The sequence below is a fragment of the Streptomyces sp. NPDC088350 genome, from assembly GCF_044753545.1.
Lineage (GTDB): Bacteria > Actinomycetota > Actinomycetes > Streptomycetales > Streptomycetaceae > Streptomyces.
This window is the reverse complement of sequence record NZ_JBIVNL010000007.1, coordinates 42,174-56,208: the sequence shown is the minus strand read 5'-3', so window position 1 is coordinate 56,208 and position 14,035 is coordinate 42,174. Positions and strand designations below refer to the sequence as shown.

The 14,035-nt window shown below is 71.2% G+C and carries 14 protein-coding genes and 1 pseudogene; 7 read left to right on the top strand and 8 right to left on the bottom strand.

The window, feature by feature from the left end; all coding sequences use genetic code 11:
• Nucleotides 1-16 precede the first annotated feature (16 nt).
• The 3 genes from ACIQBL_RS24845 to ACIQBL_RS24835 form a co-directional block, all read right to left on the bottom strand.
• Complete coding sequence (locus ACIQBL_RS24845) at nucleotides 17-697, bottom strand: Clp protease N-terminal domain-containing protein (protein ID WP_401945127.1); 681 nt, start codon at nucleotides 695-697, stop codon at nucleotides 17-19.
• A 56-nt stretch (nucleotides 698-753) separates the two neighbouring features.
• Nucleotides 754-984 carry a hypothetical protein gene (locus ACIQBL_RS24840; RefSeq protein ID WP_401945126.1) on the bottom strand — a complete coding sequence of 77 codons (231 nt, stop codon included), beginning with the start codon at nucleotides 982-984 and terminating at the stop codon, nucleotides 754-756.
• Between the two features lie 99 nt (nucleotides 985-1,083).
• Entirely contained in the window at nucleotides 1,084-1,923 is an 840-nt protein-coding gene (locus ACIQBL_RS24835; RefSeq protein ID WP_401945125.1) for a hypothetical protein, read from the bottom strand.
• Nucleotides 1,924-2,154: 231 nt separating this feature from the next.
• Between ACIQBL_RS24835 and ACIQBL_RS24830 the strand changes: the two genes are divergently transcribed.
• Nucleotides 2,155-3,573, top strand: a complete 1,419-nt coding sequence (locus ACIQBL_RS24830) for an ATP-binding protein (RefSeq protein WP_401945124.1) — start codon at nucleotides 2,155-2,157, stop codon at nucleotides 3,571-3,573.
• Between the two features lies 1 nt (nucleotide 3,574).
• On the opposite strand, the gene ACIQBL_RS24825 is transcribed toward ACIQBL_RS24830, so the two are convergent.
• A complete protein-coding gene (locus ACIQBL_RS24825) occupies nucleotides 3,575-3,886 on the bottom strand; it encodes a DUF397 domain-containing protein (protein WP_401945123.1) in 312 nt (103 codons plus the stop codon).
• Nucleotides 3,883-4,695: a helix-turn-helix domain-containing protein gene (locus ACIQBL_RS24820; RefSeq protein WP_401945122.1), complete on the bottom strand. Its 813-nt coding sequence runs from the start codon at nucleotides 4,693-4,695 to the stop codon at nucleotides 3,883-3,885. The genes ACIQBL_RS24825 and ACIQBL_RS24820 overlap by 4 nt, the downstream gene beginning before the upstream one ends.
• Before the next feature lie 83 nt (nucleotides 4,696-4,778).
• Here ACIQBL_RS24820 and ACIQBL_RS24815 point away from each other — a divergent pair, with 83 nt between their 5' ends.
• Together ACIQBL_RS24815 and ACIQBL_RS24810 are read left to right on the top strand one after the other, a co-directional pair.
• Entirely contained in the window at nucleotides 4,779-5,189 is a 411-nt protein-coding gene (locus ACIQBL_RS24815; protein WP_401945121.1) for an ATP-binding protein, read from the top strand.
• 55 nt (nucleotides 5,190-5,244) lie between these two features.
• Nucleotides 5,245-6,375: a lipid II:glycine glycyltransferase FemX gene (locus tag ACIQBL_RS24810; RefSeq protein WP_401945120.1), complete on the top strand. Its 1,131-nt coding sequence runs from the start codon at nucleotides 5,245-5,247 to the stop codon at nucleotides 6,373-6,375.
• Nucleotides 6,376-6,453: 78 nt separating this feature from the next.
• On the opposite strand, the gene ACIQBL_RS24805 is transcribed toward ACIQBL_RS24810, so the two are convergent.
• On the bottom strand, nucleotides 6,454-7,263 hold the full coding sequence (locus ACIQBL_RS24805) for a peptidoglycan recognition protein (RefSeq protein WP_401945119.1): 810 nt from the start codon (nucleotides 7,261-7,263) through the stop codon (nucleotides 6,454-6,456).
• 187 nt (nucleotides 7,264-7,450) lie between these two features.
• On the opposite strand from ACIQBL_RS24805, the gene ACIQBL_RS24800 reads away from it, so the two are divergent.
• Nucleotides 7,451-8,635, top strand: a complete 1,185-nt coding sequence (locus ACIQBL_RS24800) for a MarP family serine protease (RefSeq protein WP_401945118.1) — start codon at nucleotides 7,451-7,453, stop codon at nucleotides 8,633-8,635.
• Nucleotides 8,636-8,654: 19 nt separating this feature from the next.
• Here the strand turns inward: ACIQBL_RS24800 and ACIQBL_RS24795 are convergent, their stop codons facing one another.
• Nucleotides 8,655-9,143 carry a GNAT family N-acetyltransferase gene (locus ACIQBL_RS24795; RefSeq protein ID WP_401945117.1) on the bottom strand — a complete coding sequence of 163 codons (489 nt, stop codon included), beginning with the start codon at nucleotides 9,141-9,143 and terminating at the stop codon, nucleotides 8,655-8,657.
• A 73-nt stretch (nucleotides 9,144-9,216) separates the two neighbouring features.
• Here ACIQBL_RS24795 and ACIQBL_RS24790 point away from each other — a divergent pair, with 73 nt between their 5' ends.
• From ACIQBL_RS24790 to ACIQBL_RS24780, 3 genes and pseudogenes are all read left to right on the top strand, one after another.
• Complete coding sequence (locus ACIQBL_RS24790) at nucleotides 9,217-10,113, top strand: TIGR01777 family oxidoreductase (RefSeq protein ID WP_401945116.1); 897 nt, start codon at nucleotides 9,217-9,219, stop codon at nucleotides 10,111-10,113.
• A 191-nt stretch (nucleotides 10,114-10,304) separates the two neighbouring features.
• Nucleotides 10,305-10,607: pseudogene (locus ACIQBL_RS24785) on the top strand (FAD-dependent oxidoreductase); the annotation flags it as partial.
• 144 nt (nucleotides 10,608-10,751) lie between these two features.
• A complete protein-coding gene (locus ACIQBL_RS24780; RefSeq protein ID WP_401945756.1) occupies nucleotides 10,752-12,287 on the top strand; it encodes an FAD-dependent oxidoreductase in 1,536 nt (511 codons plus the stop codon).
• A gap of 82 nt (nucleotides 12,288-12,369) precedes the next feature.
• On the opposite strand, the gene ACIQBL_RS24775 is transcribed toward ACIQBL_RS24780, so the two are convergent.
• On the bottom strand, nucleotides 12,370-13,806 hold the full coding sequence (locus tag ACIQBL_RS24775; protein ID WP_401945115.1) for a regulator: 1,437 nt from the start codon (nucleotides 13,804-13,806) through the stop codon (nucleotides 12,370-12,372).
• Nucleotides 13,807-14,035 lie beyond the last annotated feature (229 nt).

Sequence of the window (14,035 nt, the reverse complement as noted above, 5' to 3'; positions counted from 1 at the left end):
GCCGACCGCCTGTCGACTACCTGCCGCTCCCGGCCCTGACCGTCTCGCGCAACTCGTCCGGCGTGAAGCCGAGTTGGCGCAGGATCCGGGCGGCCGGGCTCTCCTCGACGCGGATCAGGCCCAGCAGCGTGTGTTCCGTACCGACCCAGTCGTGGCCGAGGTCGGCCGCGGCCCGGCGGGCCTGCTCGATGGCTTCCTTGCTCTCCGGCCGGAACGCGATGTGCCCCCGCGGCGCCTTCTTGCCGCCCGGTGGCAGCGCCTCCTCGATCGCGTCGCGGACACGTCGCTCGGACTCGGCCTTCGCCACCAGCACCTCGTACGCCAGGCCCTGCGGTTCGCCGAGCAGGCCGAGCAGGAGGTGTTCGGTGCCGATGGAGTCGTGCTTGTGCGTGCGGGCCGCCTCCTGCGCGAGCACGATGCTGTGCCGGTTCAGGTTGGTGTACCGCTCGAAGGGGCCGGGTGCGTGGCGCTGCTGGGCCGCCTGCTTGGACACCCCGATGGCGTCGCCGATCTCGGTCCAGGACGCGCCGGTCTGCTTGGCCTTGCTGACGTAGTGGTCGATGAGCTGGTCACCCAGGTCGGACAGGGTCTGGGCGCGGAGTCGGGCCTCGCTGATACGGGCCAGTTCGTCGGCTTCCGGGAGTTCCTCGTCGAGACGTGAGATCAGGTCCGCGAGGCTGATATCGAGTGGACTCATGCGTCAATCTTAAGTTGACGATCCCGGATCGTCAACTTGTAATTGACGCTCTTTCGCTACGCGGCGGTACGGCGTCGGCTCGCGTCCGTCGGGATGTAGGCCTGCGTCTGGTCGGCCCGCACCGCGTGGTGCATCGGGGCCGCGTTGGCCTGGTCGAGCGCGGAGGCCGTGACGGCGGCCGGACCCAGGATCACGGTCGCGACCGCGCAGACCACCGCCCAGGGGCCGCGGGCGGACTTGGCCCAACCGGCCGACTTCTCCGTGGTGTTGGTGTGACTGCTGTTCATTTTCCCCACCTCCAGTCAGTGCGTGTGCATGACGATAGGGAGCTTGTCTCGGGGGACTCGGTGAGTTGCCTGCGAGAAACCTGTGAGCGTACGGCCCCGTCAGGCGCGCAGCGCCGCCCGCACCAGGGCGATGCCGCCGATCGTCACCGGGGCCGGTGCGGAGGGTGCCGGGACCAGTCCCGCGCACCGGCGGCAGATCCCCGTACTCACCCCTCGCGGCAACGGGTCACGGCACTCCCCGCACTCCGCGAGGGGCTCGACTCGCTTGCGTGGAGGGGTGATTGAGGGAGTCCGGGCTTCCAGGCGGTACGCCACGAGGGCGGCCGGGGAGCGGACGGGGTGAGGCAGATCGGCGGTGAGGGCCTGATGCAGGTCGGCCTCCGTCGCCCCGCGTTCCCGCCAGCGGGTGACGAGGGGCACGAGCCGTTCGATCTCACCGGCGCCGAGACGCAGGGCGGGGGTTCGGTCCCCGAGGCGGGCCAGGAAATTCGCGGCCGGGTTGGGGGTGTTTCCCTCGGTGTCCTCACCCAAGGGGTATCCGCCGACGGCCTGGTCCGCCCCTGCGCCGACCGGCGGGTCCTGGTCACTCGGATCAACGGAGGGACGCAGGACTCCGAACGCGGCGGCGATCTCCTCCGGCGTCGTCAACGCCACGTTGGAGACGAGGACTTGGGTGGACCACTGGCCCGTCTCCGGGTCCTGGCTGCGCCGGGTGTGGAGGTAACCCTCTTCTTCCAGTTGCCGCCGGGCCTTGCGGACCGCGAGGCGGCCTTCCGGCATCTTCTCGCCGATGGACTGGACGGTTTCGCGTGAGCCCTCGGGGAGGGACAGCGCCCATTGGAGGAGTCGTACGGCGGTCCCGTTGAGGCGGGGATGCCGGATGATCTCGTTCGGGGTCTGGGAGAAGAAACGGGCGGGCGGGATAGCATGCTGCAGCATCGCGATGGACCTCTGATCCACTCGTCGGTGTAGGCCCTCAGATTGGTGTTGGCGCACCGCTGAGGGCCGCTCCGTGCTGGTGCACGGAGGGTGAGAACGTGATTACTGTAGCGCCGACTTTGCGGCCAAGTTTACGAAAGTCATCTATTCGTCCAGCGACAGCACGCCCGACCAACAAACAGCCTCGTTACTAACATCAATGTTAGTAACTTTGATGTTAGCTTTAGCGGCATGGGCAACTTCGTAGGCAGGGTGCGCGAGCTCGAAACCCTGGACCGTGAGCTGGGCAAGGTGGCGGCCGGGGTCGGCGGCGAGCGGCCTGGACGGTGCGTGATGCTGCGGGGGCGCCGCCGCGTGGGCAAGTCACGACTGGTCGAGCGCTTCGCGGAGCGGTCCGGTGTGCCGTTTCTCTTCTACGCCGCCACGGGAGCCTCGCCGCACATCGATCTTGAGCGGTTCGCCCAGGACGCGCAGTCCTCGGACCTGCCCCTCGCCGGCCTGCTCGCCTCGGCCCGCCCCGCGAACTGGGATGCCGCCCTCGACGTACTGGCGGCGACTCTGCCGCACGACCGCCCCAGCGTGGTGGTCATGGACGAAGTGCCGTATCTGATGGACGCGGAAGGCGGGTTCGAGGGCACGCTGCAACGGGCCTGGGACAGACTCCTGGAGACCAAGCCGGTTCTGCTGATCCTCATCGGTTCCGACCTGTCGATGATGGAGGCGCTGAACAGCTACGGCCGTCCGTTCCACCAGCGAGGCCGGGAGATGGTGCTGGGGCCGCTCAATCCGGCGGAGGTCGGCGGAATGCTGGGCCTCGATGCGGCCGAGGCGTTCGACGCGGCCCTGGTCACCGGCGGACTGCCCCTCATCTGCGCGGAATGGCCGCACGGCGCCGGGCTGTGGGACTTCCTGTCGGCGGCCCTCAGCGATCCCGTCTCGGCATTGCTGGTCTCTGCGGAGCGATCGCTGGCCGCCGAGTTCCCCCAGCAGGTGCAGGCGCGCACGGTGCTTACGGCGATCGGAAGCGGCGAGCGGACCTTCACCAACATCGCCCGTGCGGCCGGCGGGATCGGTGCGACCCCCCTCAACAGGTCACTGGGGATCCTCACGGACAAGCGGGTGATCGCGACCGACCTTCCCCTGTCCACGCGCCCTTCGAAGGACCGTCGCTACCGGGTCGCCGACCCCTATCTCCGCTTCTGGCTCAAGCTGCTCGGCCCCGCGATGGAGGAGATCGAACGGGGCAGGGGTGACCTGACGCTGCGACGTATCCGGGACAACTGGACCAGTTGGCGAGGCCGCGCTGTCGAACCCCTGCTACGTGAGGCACTGGCCCGCCTACTGCCGGATGGTGACCTTCCGGCAGCGCCCACCATCGGCTCCTACTGGACTCGTACCAACGACGTGGAGATCGACATCGTCGGCGCCGACCGAGCCCCCATCGCCAAGGAGTTGCTCTTCGTCGGCTCGGTGAAGTGGCTGGAGAACTCCCCGTTCGACCGCCACGACCTCGCTGCGCTGCATCACCATCGAGCTGCCCTTACGCAAGATCCGGTCCCGGTGATCGCGGTTTCGCGCAGCGGAACCGACTGCGCGGGGCTCGACGCGGCGTACGGCCCGGCGGACCTGCTCGCGGCGTGGTCTTCCTGAGTCACTTCCCGGCGGCGAAGCCGACGAACGCCGTCCACTCGTCCGACGAAATCGTGAGTGTGGGACCGGACTTGGCCTTTGAGTCACGGATATGGACCGTGGGGTGGGCTGGTTCCAGGGCGACTTCGAGGCACTCTCCGCCCTGGCTGCCGCTGTACGTCGACTTCCGCCATTCCAGGGCCACTTCAAGGCAATCACCGCCCGCGTCCCCGCTGTACGACGACTTCCGCCACTCCAAGGCGACTTCAAGGCACTGCCCGCCGGCGTCCCCGCTGTAGCTGGACTTGAACCACGTCAGATCTGCGGTGCTCATAGTTGGCCCACCAACCCCTCGATCAGCTTCGCGGACTCCCCTGGCGGGAGCGCCTGGGACCGGATCATGCCAAACCGCTGGAACATCGCGCTGACCTCGTCGCGGTCCTCGATCACCAGACCCCCGGCTTGACCTTCAACGTACGCGACCCATTCCCGCTTGGGAGTCTCCAGCAGCGTCCAAGCACCATTGAATCCGGCATGCGACTCAACGCCTGTCGGCATCACCTGAATTGAGATGTTCCGCTTCTCACCAAGTTCCAGCAGCCGCTCCAACTGGCCCTTGAGCACAGCCCGTCCACCCACCGGACGCCTCAACACCCACTCCTCGATGACCAGCGCCAGCGACACGGGCGGCACCCGGGTGAGCAGCGCCTGCCGCGCCAAACGGGCCTGCACACGGTGCTCGATCGTCTCGTCGTCCAGCACCGGCACTCGCGCGCTCAGCACGGCCCGCGCGTAATCCTCCGTCTGGACAAGCCCCTTGAAGACATGGGTGTCGTAGGACCACAGACTGACCGCCTCCGCCTCCCTCTCCACATAGTCGTCGAACCACGACGGATACCTCCGCCGCTCCAAATGCTCCGCCGCCGCATCGATCGCCACCTGCGCGTGCAGGAACTCCCCCGCCCGCGCGATGAACTGCGGACTCGGCATCCGCTCGCCCCGCTCCACCATCGCCACCTGCGACGCCGAGTACCCCACATGCGCCCCGAACTGCTCCCGCGTACTCCCCTGCGCCTCCCGCAGCGCACGCGACACCGCCCCGAACATCTTCATGCTCGACGACCCCTCGACACCGTCCTGCACAGCCAACCCCCTTGCCCGCACACTCCCTTGTGTGCCTCCGAAAGTCCTGTTCAGGCTAGCCACATCTCACGCACCGTGAGGGCATGCACACGCAATCACCCCCCGAAGTGGTGCTCCAACTCCTCGCGGAACCAGAGGGGTTCGCCGCCGCGCGCCAAGTCGTCCGGGACCAGCTGGCCGCCTGGGGGTACCCCGAACTCGCCGACGCCGCGACGCTCTGCGTGACCGAGATGCTGGCCAACGTCCATCGCCACGTCCTCGACTCCCCGGAGTGCGAGCTGCGGCTGAGTACGCTCACGGAAGGCGGCGTTCGGGTGGCCGTAAGCGATCGTTCGCCCGAACTGCCCGTCTGGTACACCGAACCCGACTGGGATACGGAGAGTGGGCGGGGCGTGTTCCTGATCGCGTCCATGGCCGACCAGTGGGGCGTCACACCCCGGCAGGGCCGACGCGGCAAGCGGGTGTGGGCGGAGTTCACAGCAGTGAAGTCTTGACCCGTCCGGTGAGCCCCGGCTTACGGTGGCCGCCGCCGAACAGGAGCCCGCGCCCATGACCAGCCCGTACGTGAAGGGGATAACCCGCGAGGAACACCTCGCGCATCTCCGGCTGCACCCCGACGCGAGCCATCTCCAGATCCCCGAGTGGGCCGACGTGAAGCCCGACTGGACGGCGGAGAGCGTCGGTTGGTTCGAGGGGGACGTCATGGTCGCCGTCGCACTCGTGCTGTACCGGGCGTTTCCGGGGACCGGGCGCTGTCTCGCCTACCTTCCCGACGGGCCCGCGATCGACTGGCACAGCCAGCGCCCGGAACTGTTCCTGGACCCCCTGATCGCGCACCTGGAGAAGGCGGGCGCCTTCTCGGTCCGCATCGGCCCGCCGCTCGTCGTCCGGCACTGGGACGCGGCCACCGTCGCGGCGGGCGTCGCCGACCCCGCCGTACGGCATCTGCGGGAGCTGCCCACGGACGGGATCGACGGGTACGCGCTGGATGCCGCCGAGCGGCTGAAGCGGTTGGGGTGGCGGCGGTGCAGGGACAACGACGGGAGCGGGTTCGGGCTCGGGCAGCCTCGGTACGGGTGTCGGATCCCCTTGGCGGGGCGGTCGGTGAACGAACTGCGCGCCGGTCTCGCACCCCACTGGCTGCAGTCGCTCCAGACGGCTGAGGCGGGCGGTGTCGGGGTCTTCTGGGGGTCGGCCGACGACCTGCCCTCCTTCCACCGCCTGTACCAAGCCACGGCGGAACGGGACGGATTCAAGGCCCGCCCCCTCGCCTACTTCCGGCGCATGTGGCAGGCCCTCAACGCCGAGGAGTCCGACCGGCTGCGCATCTATCTCGCCGAGTACGACGACGAGGTACTGTCCGCCGCACTGATGATCGGCGTCGGCCCGCGCGTCTGGCACTCGTACCCCGCGTCCGGCCGCCGAGGACGTGAACTCCGGCCCAGCAGCCTCCTGTTGTGGCGCATGCTGTGCGAGGCCCTGGACTCGGGCGCCGAAACGTACGACCTGCGCTCCATCACCCCGTCCCTCATAGCCGAGGACCGCCTCGTCGGCCGCCTCCTCTTCAAGACCGGCGCGGGCGGCAGGGCAGTGGAGTACCTGGGGGAATGGGAACGCCCGGTGGGAAGCCAAGGGAAGATGCTGCAACGGGCGTTGGCGGTCTACCTCGGCCGCAGATAGGCACGGCGAAGCCGGCCTGTCAGGGGCGCGGGGAACTGCGCGCCCAGCCCCCACCGACCCGCACCCAACACTCAACGCTCATCGCCCCTGCAACCGCGCCGCCACCCCCCGAACCTCCGGCAACCGCGCCAACAACGCCGCCCCAGGACAACTCGTCATGTACCCGTCCTTGTGCCCCGCAAGGGCAGGCAGCGTAGCCGTCGTACCAGAGGCATAACGGCTGAGGCTGTTGCTGGAAACAAGGTGGGCCTTGCCACGCGGGTCGACATCGGCGAGGCCGAGTTTCCACGCCGCCAGCGCCGCGATCGCGTCCGTCATCGCCCGCGGCACCGCCATCCCCGCCGTGAACGTCCCGATCGCCGCGATCCCCGCAGTCCGGTGATTGAAGCCCTGCGTGTGGGCCCCGGTGACCGCACGGTCGACACCCCCCGCCCGCCCCTCGTAGATCGTGCCGCAGTGGTCGACGAGGAAGTTGTAGCCGATGTCGTCCCAGTCCCGGACGCCGGTCTGGCCCGCGTACAGGTAGCGGATGATGCGGGGCGCGTTCGCGCAGTCGTAGCCGTTCGGCGAGTCGGTGTGGTGGACGAAGACGGCGACGACCTTGTCGTCGTAGCGCGGAGGCGGCTGCGCGTGCCGGGAGAGGGCGTCGAGCCAGGCGGAGCGGGGCACGATGCGCGGCTTGGGCGCGGTGTGCTGGACGGAAGCCGGGCGGGCGGCGACCGGGTGGCGTACGGCTGCCGTGGCCTTGCGTCCGATGCCGTTCGCGCACAGGGCCAGCACCAGGACGGCGGCGAGGCCGGGTAGACAGGCCAGCATGAGGAGCGCGGGACGGGGTATCCGTACCCGGCGCCGGCGCCGTGCACCCGGCGTTCTTCTCAGGACACGCATGGTCACACTCTCGGCCGGATTCGCTCCGCCCGCGATGTGTGCTGTGCCACCCGGTGGAACCATCGTCCTGGTCCAGCACGTTTCTGGGGGTACACGCACGCGTGGCCGGTTGCCGGGACCACGCGCGCGTGACTGATCAGTGGGCCCGTTCCTCGCGTACTAAGGGTTCCGAGAGAAAGGCGGCTCCGTGGACCTGCTCGACCTGCTGTTGTTGCTGGTGATCCTCGCCTACGCGGCGTCCGGATACCGGCGCGGCCTCGTCGCCGGATGTGTGTCGCTCGCCGGGTTCGTGGGCGGTGCGGTCGTCGGCGTGTGGGTGCTGCCGTGGGTGATGGACCTGGTGACACCGGGGACGACGGCGGCCACGGTGACCGCCGTGCTCACCGTGCTGGCCCCGGCGGTGGTGGGGCACGAACTGGCGGGGCGGCTGGCGCTCAAGCTGCGCAAGGAGCTGGACCAGGGGCCGCTGCGGGTGGCCGACGGGATCGGCGGGGCCGCGGCGAACTCGGTGGCGGTGCTGATCGTGGCGTGGGTGGCCGCGAGTGTCCTGGGCGCGTCGTCGTCGGCGATGGTCACGACGGCGATCCAGGACTCGACGCTGCTGGGCAGCGTGCAGAAGCTCATGCCGGACACGACACCGACGTGGTTCTCGCGGGCGACCTCCGCGCTCACCGAGGCGGGCTTCCCGCAGGTCTTCAACCCGTTCGAGAACGCGTCGACGGCCGAGGTCGCCAAGCCCACCGGGGACAGCGTCACGGCCGCCGCGACGAACGCCTCCAAGCGGAGCACGGTCAAGATCGAGGGCTCCTCGGGCACCCAGGGCCGCGAGGGCAGCGGCTTCGTGTACGCCCCGCAGCACGTGATGACCAACGCGCACGTGGTGGCGGGCATCGACAACCCGACCGTCCGCATCGGCGGGGTCGGGCGGTCGTACGAGGCACGGGTGGTCCTCTTCGACCCGAACAAGGACGTGGCCGTGCTGTACGTGCCGGGGCTGTCCGCGCCGGTGCTGCGCTTCGACACCAGCGCGGCGCGCGGCGACTCGGCCGTGGTGGCCGGCTATCCGCAGGACGGCGACCTGAACCTCCAGGCCGCGACCGTCGCCAACCGGGTCAACGCGACCGGGCAGAACATCTACAGCAACGGGACCGTCACCCGCGAGATCTACTCGATCCGCTCCACGGTCCGCCCCGGCAACTCCGGCGGCCCCCTCCTGACGACCGACGGCAAGGTCTACGGCGTCGTCTTCGCCCGCTCCACCCAGGACAACGAGACGGGGTACGTGCTGACGGCCGACGAGGTCACCGGGGACGCGCGGCGCGCGGCGACCGCGACGGCCGAGGTGGACACGGGCGACCTGGTCACGTCGTAGGCCACGCGCCTTTGAAAGGTCACAGGGCGCGGCCCATGAACACGTCGTCGACGTACTTCCCGTCGAGCAGGAACTCCTCGGGCAGTACGCCCTCGACGGCGAACCCCTCGGCCTCGTAGAGCCTCCGCGCCGGGGTGTTGTGCCCGAGCACGCGCAGTGTGAGCCGGCGGGCACCGCGCCGCCGGGCCTCCTCGACGGCGGCCCGGATCAGCGCCCGGCCGACCCCGTGCCCCCGCGCCTCCTCGGCGACGGCGAGCCCCTGGATCTGCCGGACGTGCGCGTTGCAGGCGAGCGGGGTGGGGAAGGCCAGCCGGATGTAGCCGACGATCCGGCGGTCGAGTTCGGCGACCAGATGATCACCGGGCGCGTGCCGCTCGCCGAAGAAGGGGCCGTACGGCGGCTGCGGCCTCGGCATGACCGCGTGCAGGTGGGACCAGGTGGCGCGGTCCAGCTCGCCGAGTTCCTCGTCGTCGTCGGGCAGGGCGGTGCGTATGTACGGCTCGGACATGTGAGCCACAGTACGGCGGAGGCGGTGCCGTCCTCATGGGGGTTTTATCGATCAACGAGGCAGGATGGACGCCATGGAACGCTCGCGAATCGCGGTGACCGGCGCCTCCGGTCTGATCGGCAGCGCACTGGTGCGGTCCCTGACCGCAGACGGTCACGAGGTGGTGCGCCTGGTGCGGCGGGCCGCCCGGAGTGCGGACGAGGTGTGCTGGGACCCCGAGGGGCAGTACGTGGACGCGGCGGCGCTCGACGGGTGCGACGCGGTGGTCAACCTGGCCGGTGCGGGGGTCGGGGACCACCGTTGGACGGACGCCTACAAGAAGACGGTCCGCGACAGCCGGGTGCTGGGCACGGCGGCGCTCGCGGAGGCCGTGGCCGCGCTGGACCGGCCGCCGCGGGTGTGGGTGAACGGCAGCGCGATCGGCTTCTACGGCGAGACGGGCGACCGTGCCGTGGACGAGGACGCGCCGCCCGGGGACGGCTTCTTGCCCTCGCTGTGCGTGGAGTGGGAGGAGGCGACGGCGCCCGTGCGGGAGGCGGGCGTACGGACGGTGTTCGCGCGGACCGGTCTGGTCGTGGCGCGTGAGGGCGGGGCGTGGGCCAAGCTGTTCCCCCTCTACAAGGCGGGACTCGGCGGGCGCTTCGGTGACGGGCGGCAGTACTGGTCGTTCGTAGCGCTGCACGACGAGGTGGCGGCGATCCGGCACCTCATCGACACCGAGGGCCTGTCGGGACCCTTCAACCTCACCGCCCCGAACCCGCTGCCGAACCGTGAGATCTCGGCGGCGATGGGCCGCGTGATGCGCCGCCCGTCCCTCTTCACCGTGCCGGCGCCCGCGCTGAAGCTGGTGCTCGGCGAGATGTCCGGGGATGTACTGGGGAGTCAACGGGTGCTGCCGAAGCGGCTGTTGGAGTCGGGGTTCACGTTCGCGTTCCCGGAGATCGAGGGGGCGATCAGGGCGGCGCTGTGACCGTCCGGGACCTGGACGACAGCGGAGGATGACACACGGCGACCGTATGCGACCGTTGTGCGACCGTGCCCTGCGTATGCGCGACTGCCCTTGACCGATCACGGCCCTAACCTCGACCCGAACTCGGGTATCCCTGAAGGCTGTTGGGGGCATGACGTCTCCACCGGCCGCTCAACGTCGAGGAGGGGCACGTGCTTGAGCCCGCGTACCAGGCGGACGTCGTCGTCGTGGGAGCCGGGGTCGCCGGACTCGCCGCGGCACATCGGCTGATCAGCGCAGGAGTAACGACCGCAGTCCTGGAGGCCGCCCCTTACGTGGGGGGCCGTATGTCGACCGAGAAGGTCGACGGGTTCCGGCTCGACCGGATCGGACAGTTCCTGTCCACGTCGTACCCCGAACTGCGCCTCACCCCGGGCCTCGATGCCCTGGTCCTGCGCCCCTTCGCCCCAGGAGTCCTCCTCCACAGCGACGGCCGCCACCACCGCGCGGGCACCCCGGCGCCCGGAGGGAGCGCGTGGGGCGCACTCCACGCGGTACGCGCCCTGGCAAGCGCCCCCAAGTCGGGGGCGGTACCGAGGGTACGGACGGGGTCCGCGTGGGGCGGAGTGGTCCGGAGGGGCTCCCTCTGGGGCGGCCCGGTGGCCAGGGGGCGCGGGGGCGTCGCCTGGGCAGCGGCGGCACCCGGGGGCGGGAGCGGGACGGGCACTTCCGGGATCGGGGCGACGCCCCGGGACCGGGAGGGAACCGCCGGAGGCCGGGCGACCCCCCAGGACGGGAGCGGAGCCCTTACGGACGGGCCCGCGCCCCGGGACCGGGGAACCTCCGGCGACGCGGAGACGCGGAGGAGCCGCACAGGCACCTCCGGGAACGAACGCGCACCCGAGGACCGGACGGGAACCCCGAAGGACCGGCCCGCGCCCCGGGACCGGGAGGGAACCTCCGGGGACAGGTCCTCGCCCAAGGACCGCACAGGAACTTCCGCCGGCGCCCCCACGGACCGGACCGCGTCCGGGGGCAGGCTGACGGGCACGTCCTGGGGGGCGCTCAGGGACCGGGCGGGTTCGTCCTGGAGCGGGCTGGCGCTCAGGGACCGCGCCGGTGTCTCCCGGAGTGGGTCGGCGTCCGCGGACCGGACCGACGCCTCCTGGGGCGGGCCTACGCTCAAAGACCGGGCGGTGGACGCCCGAGGGGCCTCCGTCGTGCCCCGGCCGCGGTCCGGTGCCCCCCTCGGCGGTCCCGTCGACCAGGCGCGGCTCGGGGCGGCGCTCACGCGGCTCGCGGGGACGCCCGTCGAACGGCTGCTGGCGCGGCCGGAGTCGGCCGCCGGGCAGGCGCTCGCGGCGCGCGGGGTGCCCGCGCGGACCATCGACGGGTTTCTGCGCCCGCTGCTCGCCGCGCTGCTCTGCGACCCGGAGTTGACGACCTCCAGCCGGTGCGCGGACCTCGCGCTGCGGGCCTTCGCGGGCGGGCGGCTGTGCCTGCCGGAGGGCGGGGCGGAGATGCTGCCCGAGGTGCTCGCGGCGGCGCTGCCACCGGGCACCGTGCACACGGGCGTGCGCGTGACCGCCGTGTCGACGACGTCGGTGACCACCGCCGAGCACGGCGAGATCCGCTGCCGGGCCGTGCTCGTCGCGACGGACGCGCGCGCGGCGGCCGAACTGCTGCCCGGCCTGCGCGTCCCCGACTTCCACCCGGTGACCGTGGTGCACCACACGACCGACGACCCGCCCGCGACCGGGGCCGCCCTGCTCCTCGACTCCGACCGCGGCGGCCCGGTCGCGCACACCGCGGTCGTCAGCGAGGTCGACCCCGGCCGGGCACCCGCAGGCCGCGCCCTCGTCTCCTCAACCGTCCTCGGCCCTCCCCCACCGGACGTCGACACCGCCGTACGCATGCACCTGTCCCGCCTCTACGGCACCTCGACCACCCGCTGGGAGACCCTCGCCGTCCACCACACCGCCACGGCGGTTCCCGTCATGCGCCCCCCGCACGACCTCCGGCGTCCCGTACGGCTGTTGGCCGGCCTGTACGTGTGCGGCGACCACCGGGACACCAGCACGGTCCAGGGGGCTCTGCATTCGGGACACCGGGCGGCGAAGGCGATCCTGGGGGACTTGAGCGCGACGGGTTCGATGCACAGGGCGGACCCGATCCGGACAACACAGGCCGCCTGAAATCTTTTAGGGGCGCGGGGAACTGCGCGACCAGCCACGACGGCGTCGCGCAGTCCCCCGAACCGCAACCACAGCCCTCGTCTCACCCGAGCGCGGCGACCTTGTCGCGATACCCCCGCACCGGCGCCGCGTCCTTGTACGGCTCAAGCCGACGCTCGAAGTCCCGCACATACTCAACGGCCCGCACCGACCGCATCTCCGCCGCCTGCCCCGCCGCCTCCGCCCCCAACGCACAGGCCTGGTCCAGCTCCCCGAGCCCGAGCCGGGCGGAGGCGAGCACGACCCGGCAGAACAGCCGGCTGCGGGCGAAGGCGGGCGCCCGCAGTTGCAGGGACCGTTCCGCGTGCTGCGCGGCGGCCCGGAACTGCTGGAGGTCCCGGTGCGCGTGCCCGAACTCGTCGGCGAGCTGCGCCTCGTCGAAGAACCGCGCCCAGTACGGCACTTCGTCCCCGCCGCGCGCCGCTTCGAGGGCCCGCTCGGCCCGTACGAGCGCGGAGGTGCACGCCCGCACCTCCCCTAGCACCCCGTGCGCCCGCGCCTCCACGGCGTGCAACAGCGCCTGCACGACGGGCGGCGCACTGGTCCCGACCCCCTGCTGCGCCACCCGCGCCAGCTGCACGGCCTCCCGCCCGTGCCCGAGGTAGACGGCCTGCCGGCTCATGGTGATGAGCACGTACGAGCCGTAGGCCCGGTCCCCCGCCGCCTGCGCGAGCCGCAGCGCCTGCACGAAGTACCGCTGCGCGAGCCCGTGCGCGGCGATGTCGTACGACGTCCAGCCCGCGAGCCGGGTGAGGTCGGCCGCCGCCGCGAACAGGCGCCGGCCGGTCTGTTCGCCGTAGGTGCCGCGCAGCATCGGTTCGGTCTCGTGCTCCAGGTAGCGCACGAGGGCCTGCCGGGCGTGGCCACCGCCGTAGGCGTTGTCGAGGGTGCGGAAGAGTTCGCCGACCGAGCGGAGCGCGGCGATGTCACCGCCGGTGACCTTCTGGCCGGGGCCGCGCTCGGCCGCCCCGCGCTGGCGGGGTACCGCCGGGCGGCCCTGCGGGGGCACCCGGTTCGCGGCTTCGGAGCGGCCGACCCGGTCGTCGGCGCGGCCGATCAGCCAGTCCCGGCTGGGCACCACGAGACCGGCCGGGGTGAAGGCGATCTTGCGCAGCTCGGCGTGGCTGCCGGAGTCCTTGCGCCACAGCCCGCTGACGATGTCGACGGCCTCCTCGGGGGTCGCGGCGAACTCGAGCCCCGCGTACACCGGCGCGCAGGCGTCGAGACCGAGGTCCTGCGCGGTGAGCCGGCGTCCGAGCCGCCGGGTGAAGACCTCGGCGATGAGGGCGGGGGTGGTGCCTCTGGGCTGCTGGCCGCGCAGCCACCGGGTGACGGATGTCTTGTCGTATCTGAGATCGAGTCCGTGCTCCAGACCGAGCTGGTCCACGCGACGGGCGAGACCTGCGTTGGAGAACCCCGCTTCTGCGATGAGCGCGGCGAGCTGACGGTTGGGAGTGCGCTGCGCGGGTCGTTCCGTCATCTGCGGTGCGGTCTCCTGCCTTTCGGGCCTCACAGCGGCCGATACGGTCGCTGCCTGCCCGGATTGCCTGTGAGCAGCCCTTTTGGCCTCGTGAACGGCGCGAATGTAGCGGAGCGTAAGCATCCCGTCGCACATTCCGACGTGCATTCATCCGATCGTGTGAGGATTGGTCGTAGGGCTGACGGCCCCGGCCGCCCGGTGGGCTGTCGGCGGTCGGTCGTACAGTGGC

What these genes read in the sequence shown, in the direction of transcription:
- ACIQBL_RS24775 (WP_401945115.1), bottom strand. Translation starts at nt 13,806, where the DNA reads ATGACGGAACGACCCGCGCAGCGCACTCCCAACCGTCAGCTCGCCGCG.
- ACIQBL_RS24845 (WP_401945127.1), bottom strand. Translation starts at nt 697, where the DNA reads ATGAGTCCACTCGATATCAGCCTCGCGGACCTGATCTCACGTCTCGAC.
- ACIQBL_RS24830 (WP_401945124.1), top strand. Translation starts at nt 2,155, where the DNA reads ATGGGCAACTTCGTAGGCAGGGTGCGCGAGCTCGAAACCCTGGACCGT.
- ACIQBL_RS24790 (WP_401945116.1), top strand. Translation starts at nt 9,217, where the DNA reads ATGGAACGCTCGCGAATCGCGGTGACCGGCGCCTCCGGTCTGATCGGC.
- ACIQBL_RS24835 (WP_401945125.1), bottom strand. Translation starts at nt 1,923, where the DNA reads ATGCTGCAGCATGCTATCCCGCCCGCCCGTTTCTTCTCCCAGACCCCG.
- ACIQBL_RS24840 (WP_401945126.1), bottom strand. Translation starts at nt 984, where the DNA reads ATGAACAGCAGTCACACCAACACCACGGAGAAGTCGGCCGGTTGGGCC.
- ACIQBL_RS24795 (WP_401945117.1), bottom strand. Translation starts at nt 9,143, where the DNA reads ATGTCCGAGCCGTACATACGCACCGCCCTGCCCGACGACGACGAGGAA.
- ACIQBL_RS24805 (WP_401945119.1), bottom strand. Translation starts at nt 7,263, where the DNA reads ATGCGTGTCCTGAGAAGAACGCCGGGTGCACGGCGCCGGCGCCGGGTA.
- ACIQBL_RS24825 (WP_401945123.1), bottom strand. Translation starts at nt 3,886, where the DNA reads ATGAGCACCGCAGATCTGACGTGGTTCAAGTCCAGCTACAGCGGGGAC.
- ACIQBL_RS24810 (WP_401945120.1), top strand. Translation starts at nt 5,245, where the DNA reads ATGACCAGCCCGTACGTGAAGGGGATAACCCGCGAGGAACACCTCGCG.
- ACIQBL_RS24815 (WP_401945121.1), top strand. Translation starts at nt 4,779, where the DNA reads ATGCACACGCAATCACCCCCCGAAGTGGTGCTCCAACTCCTCGCGGAA.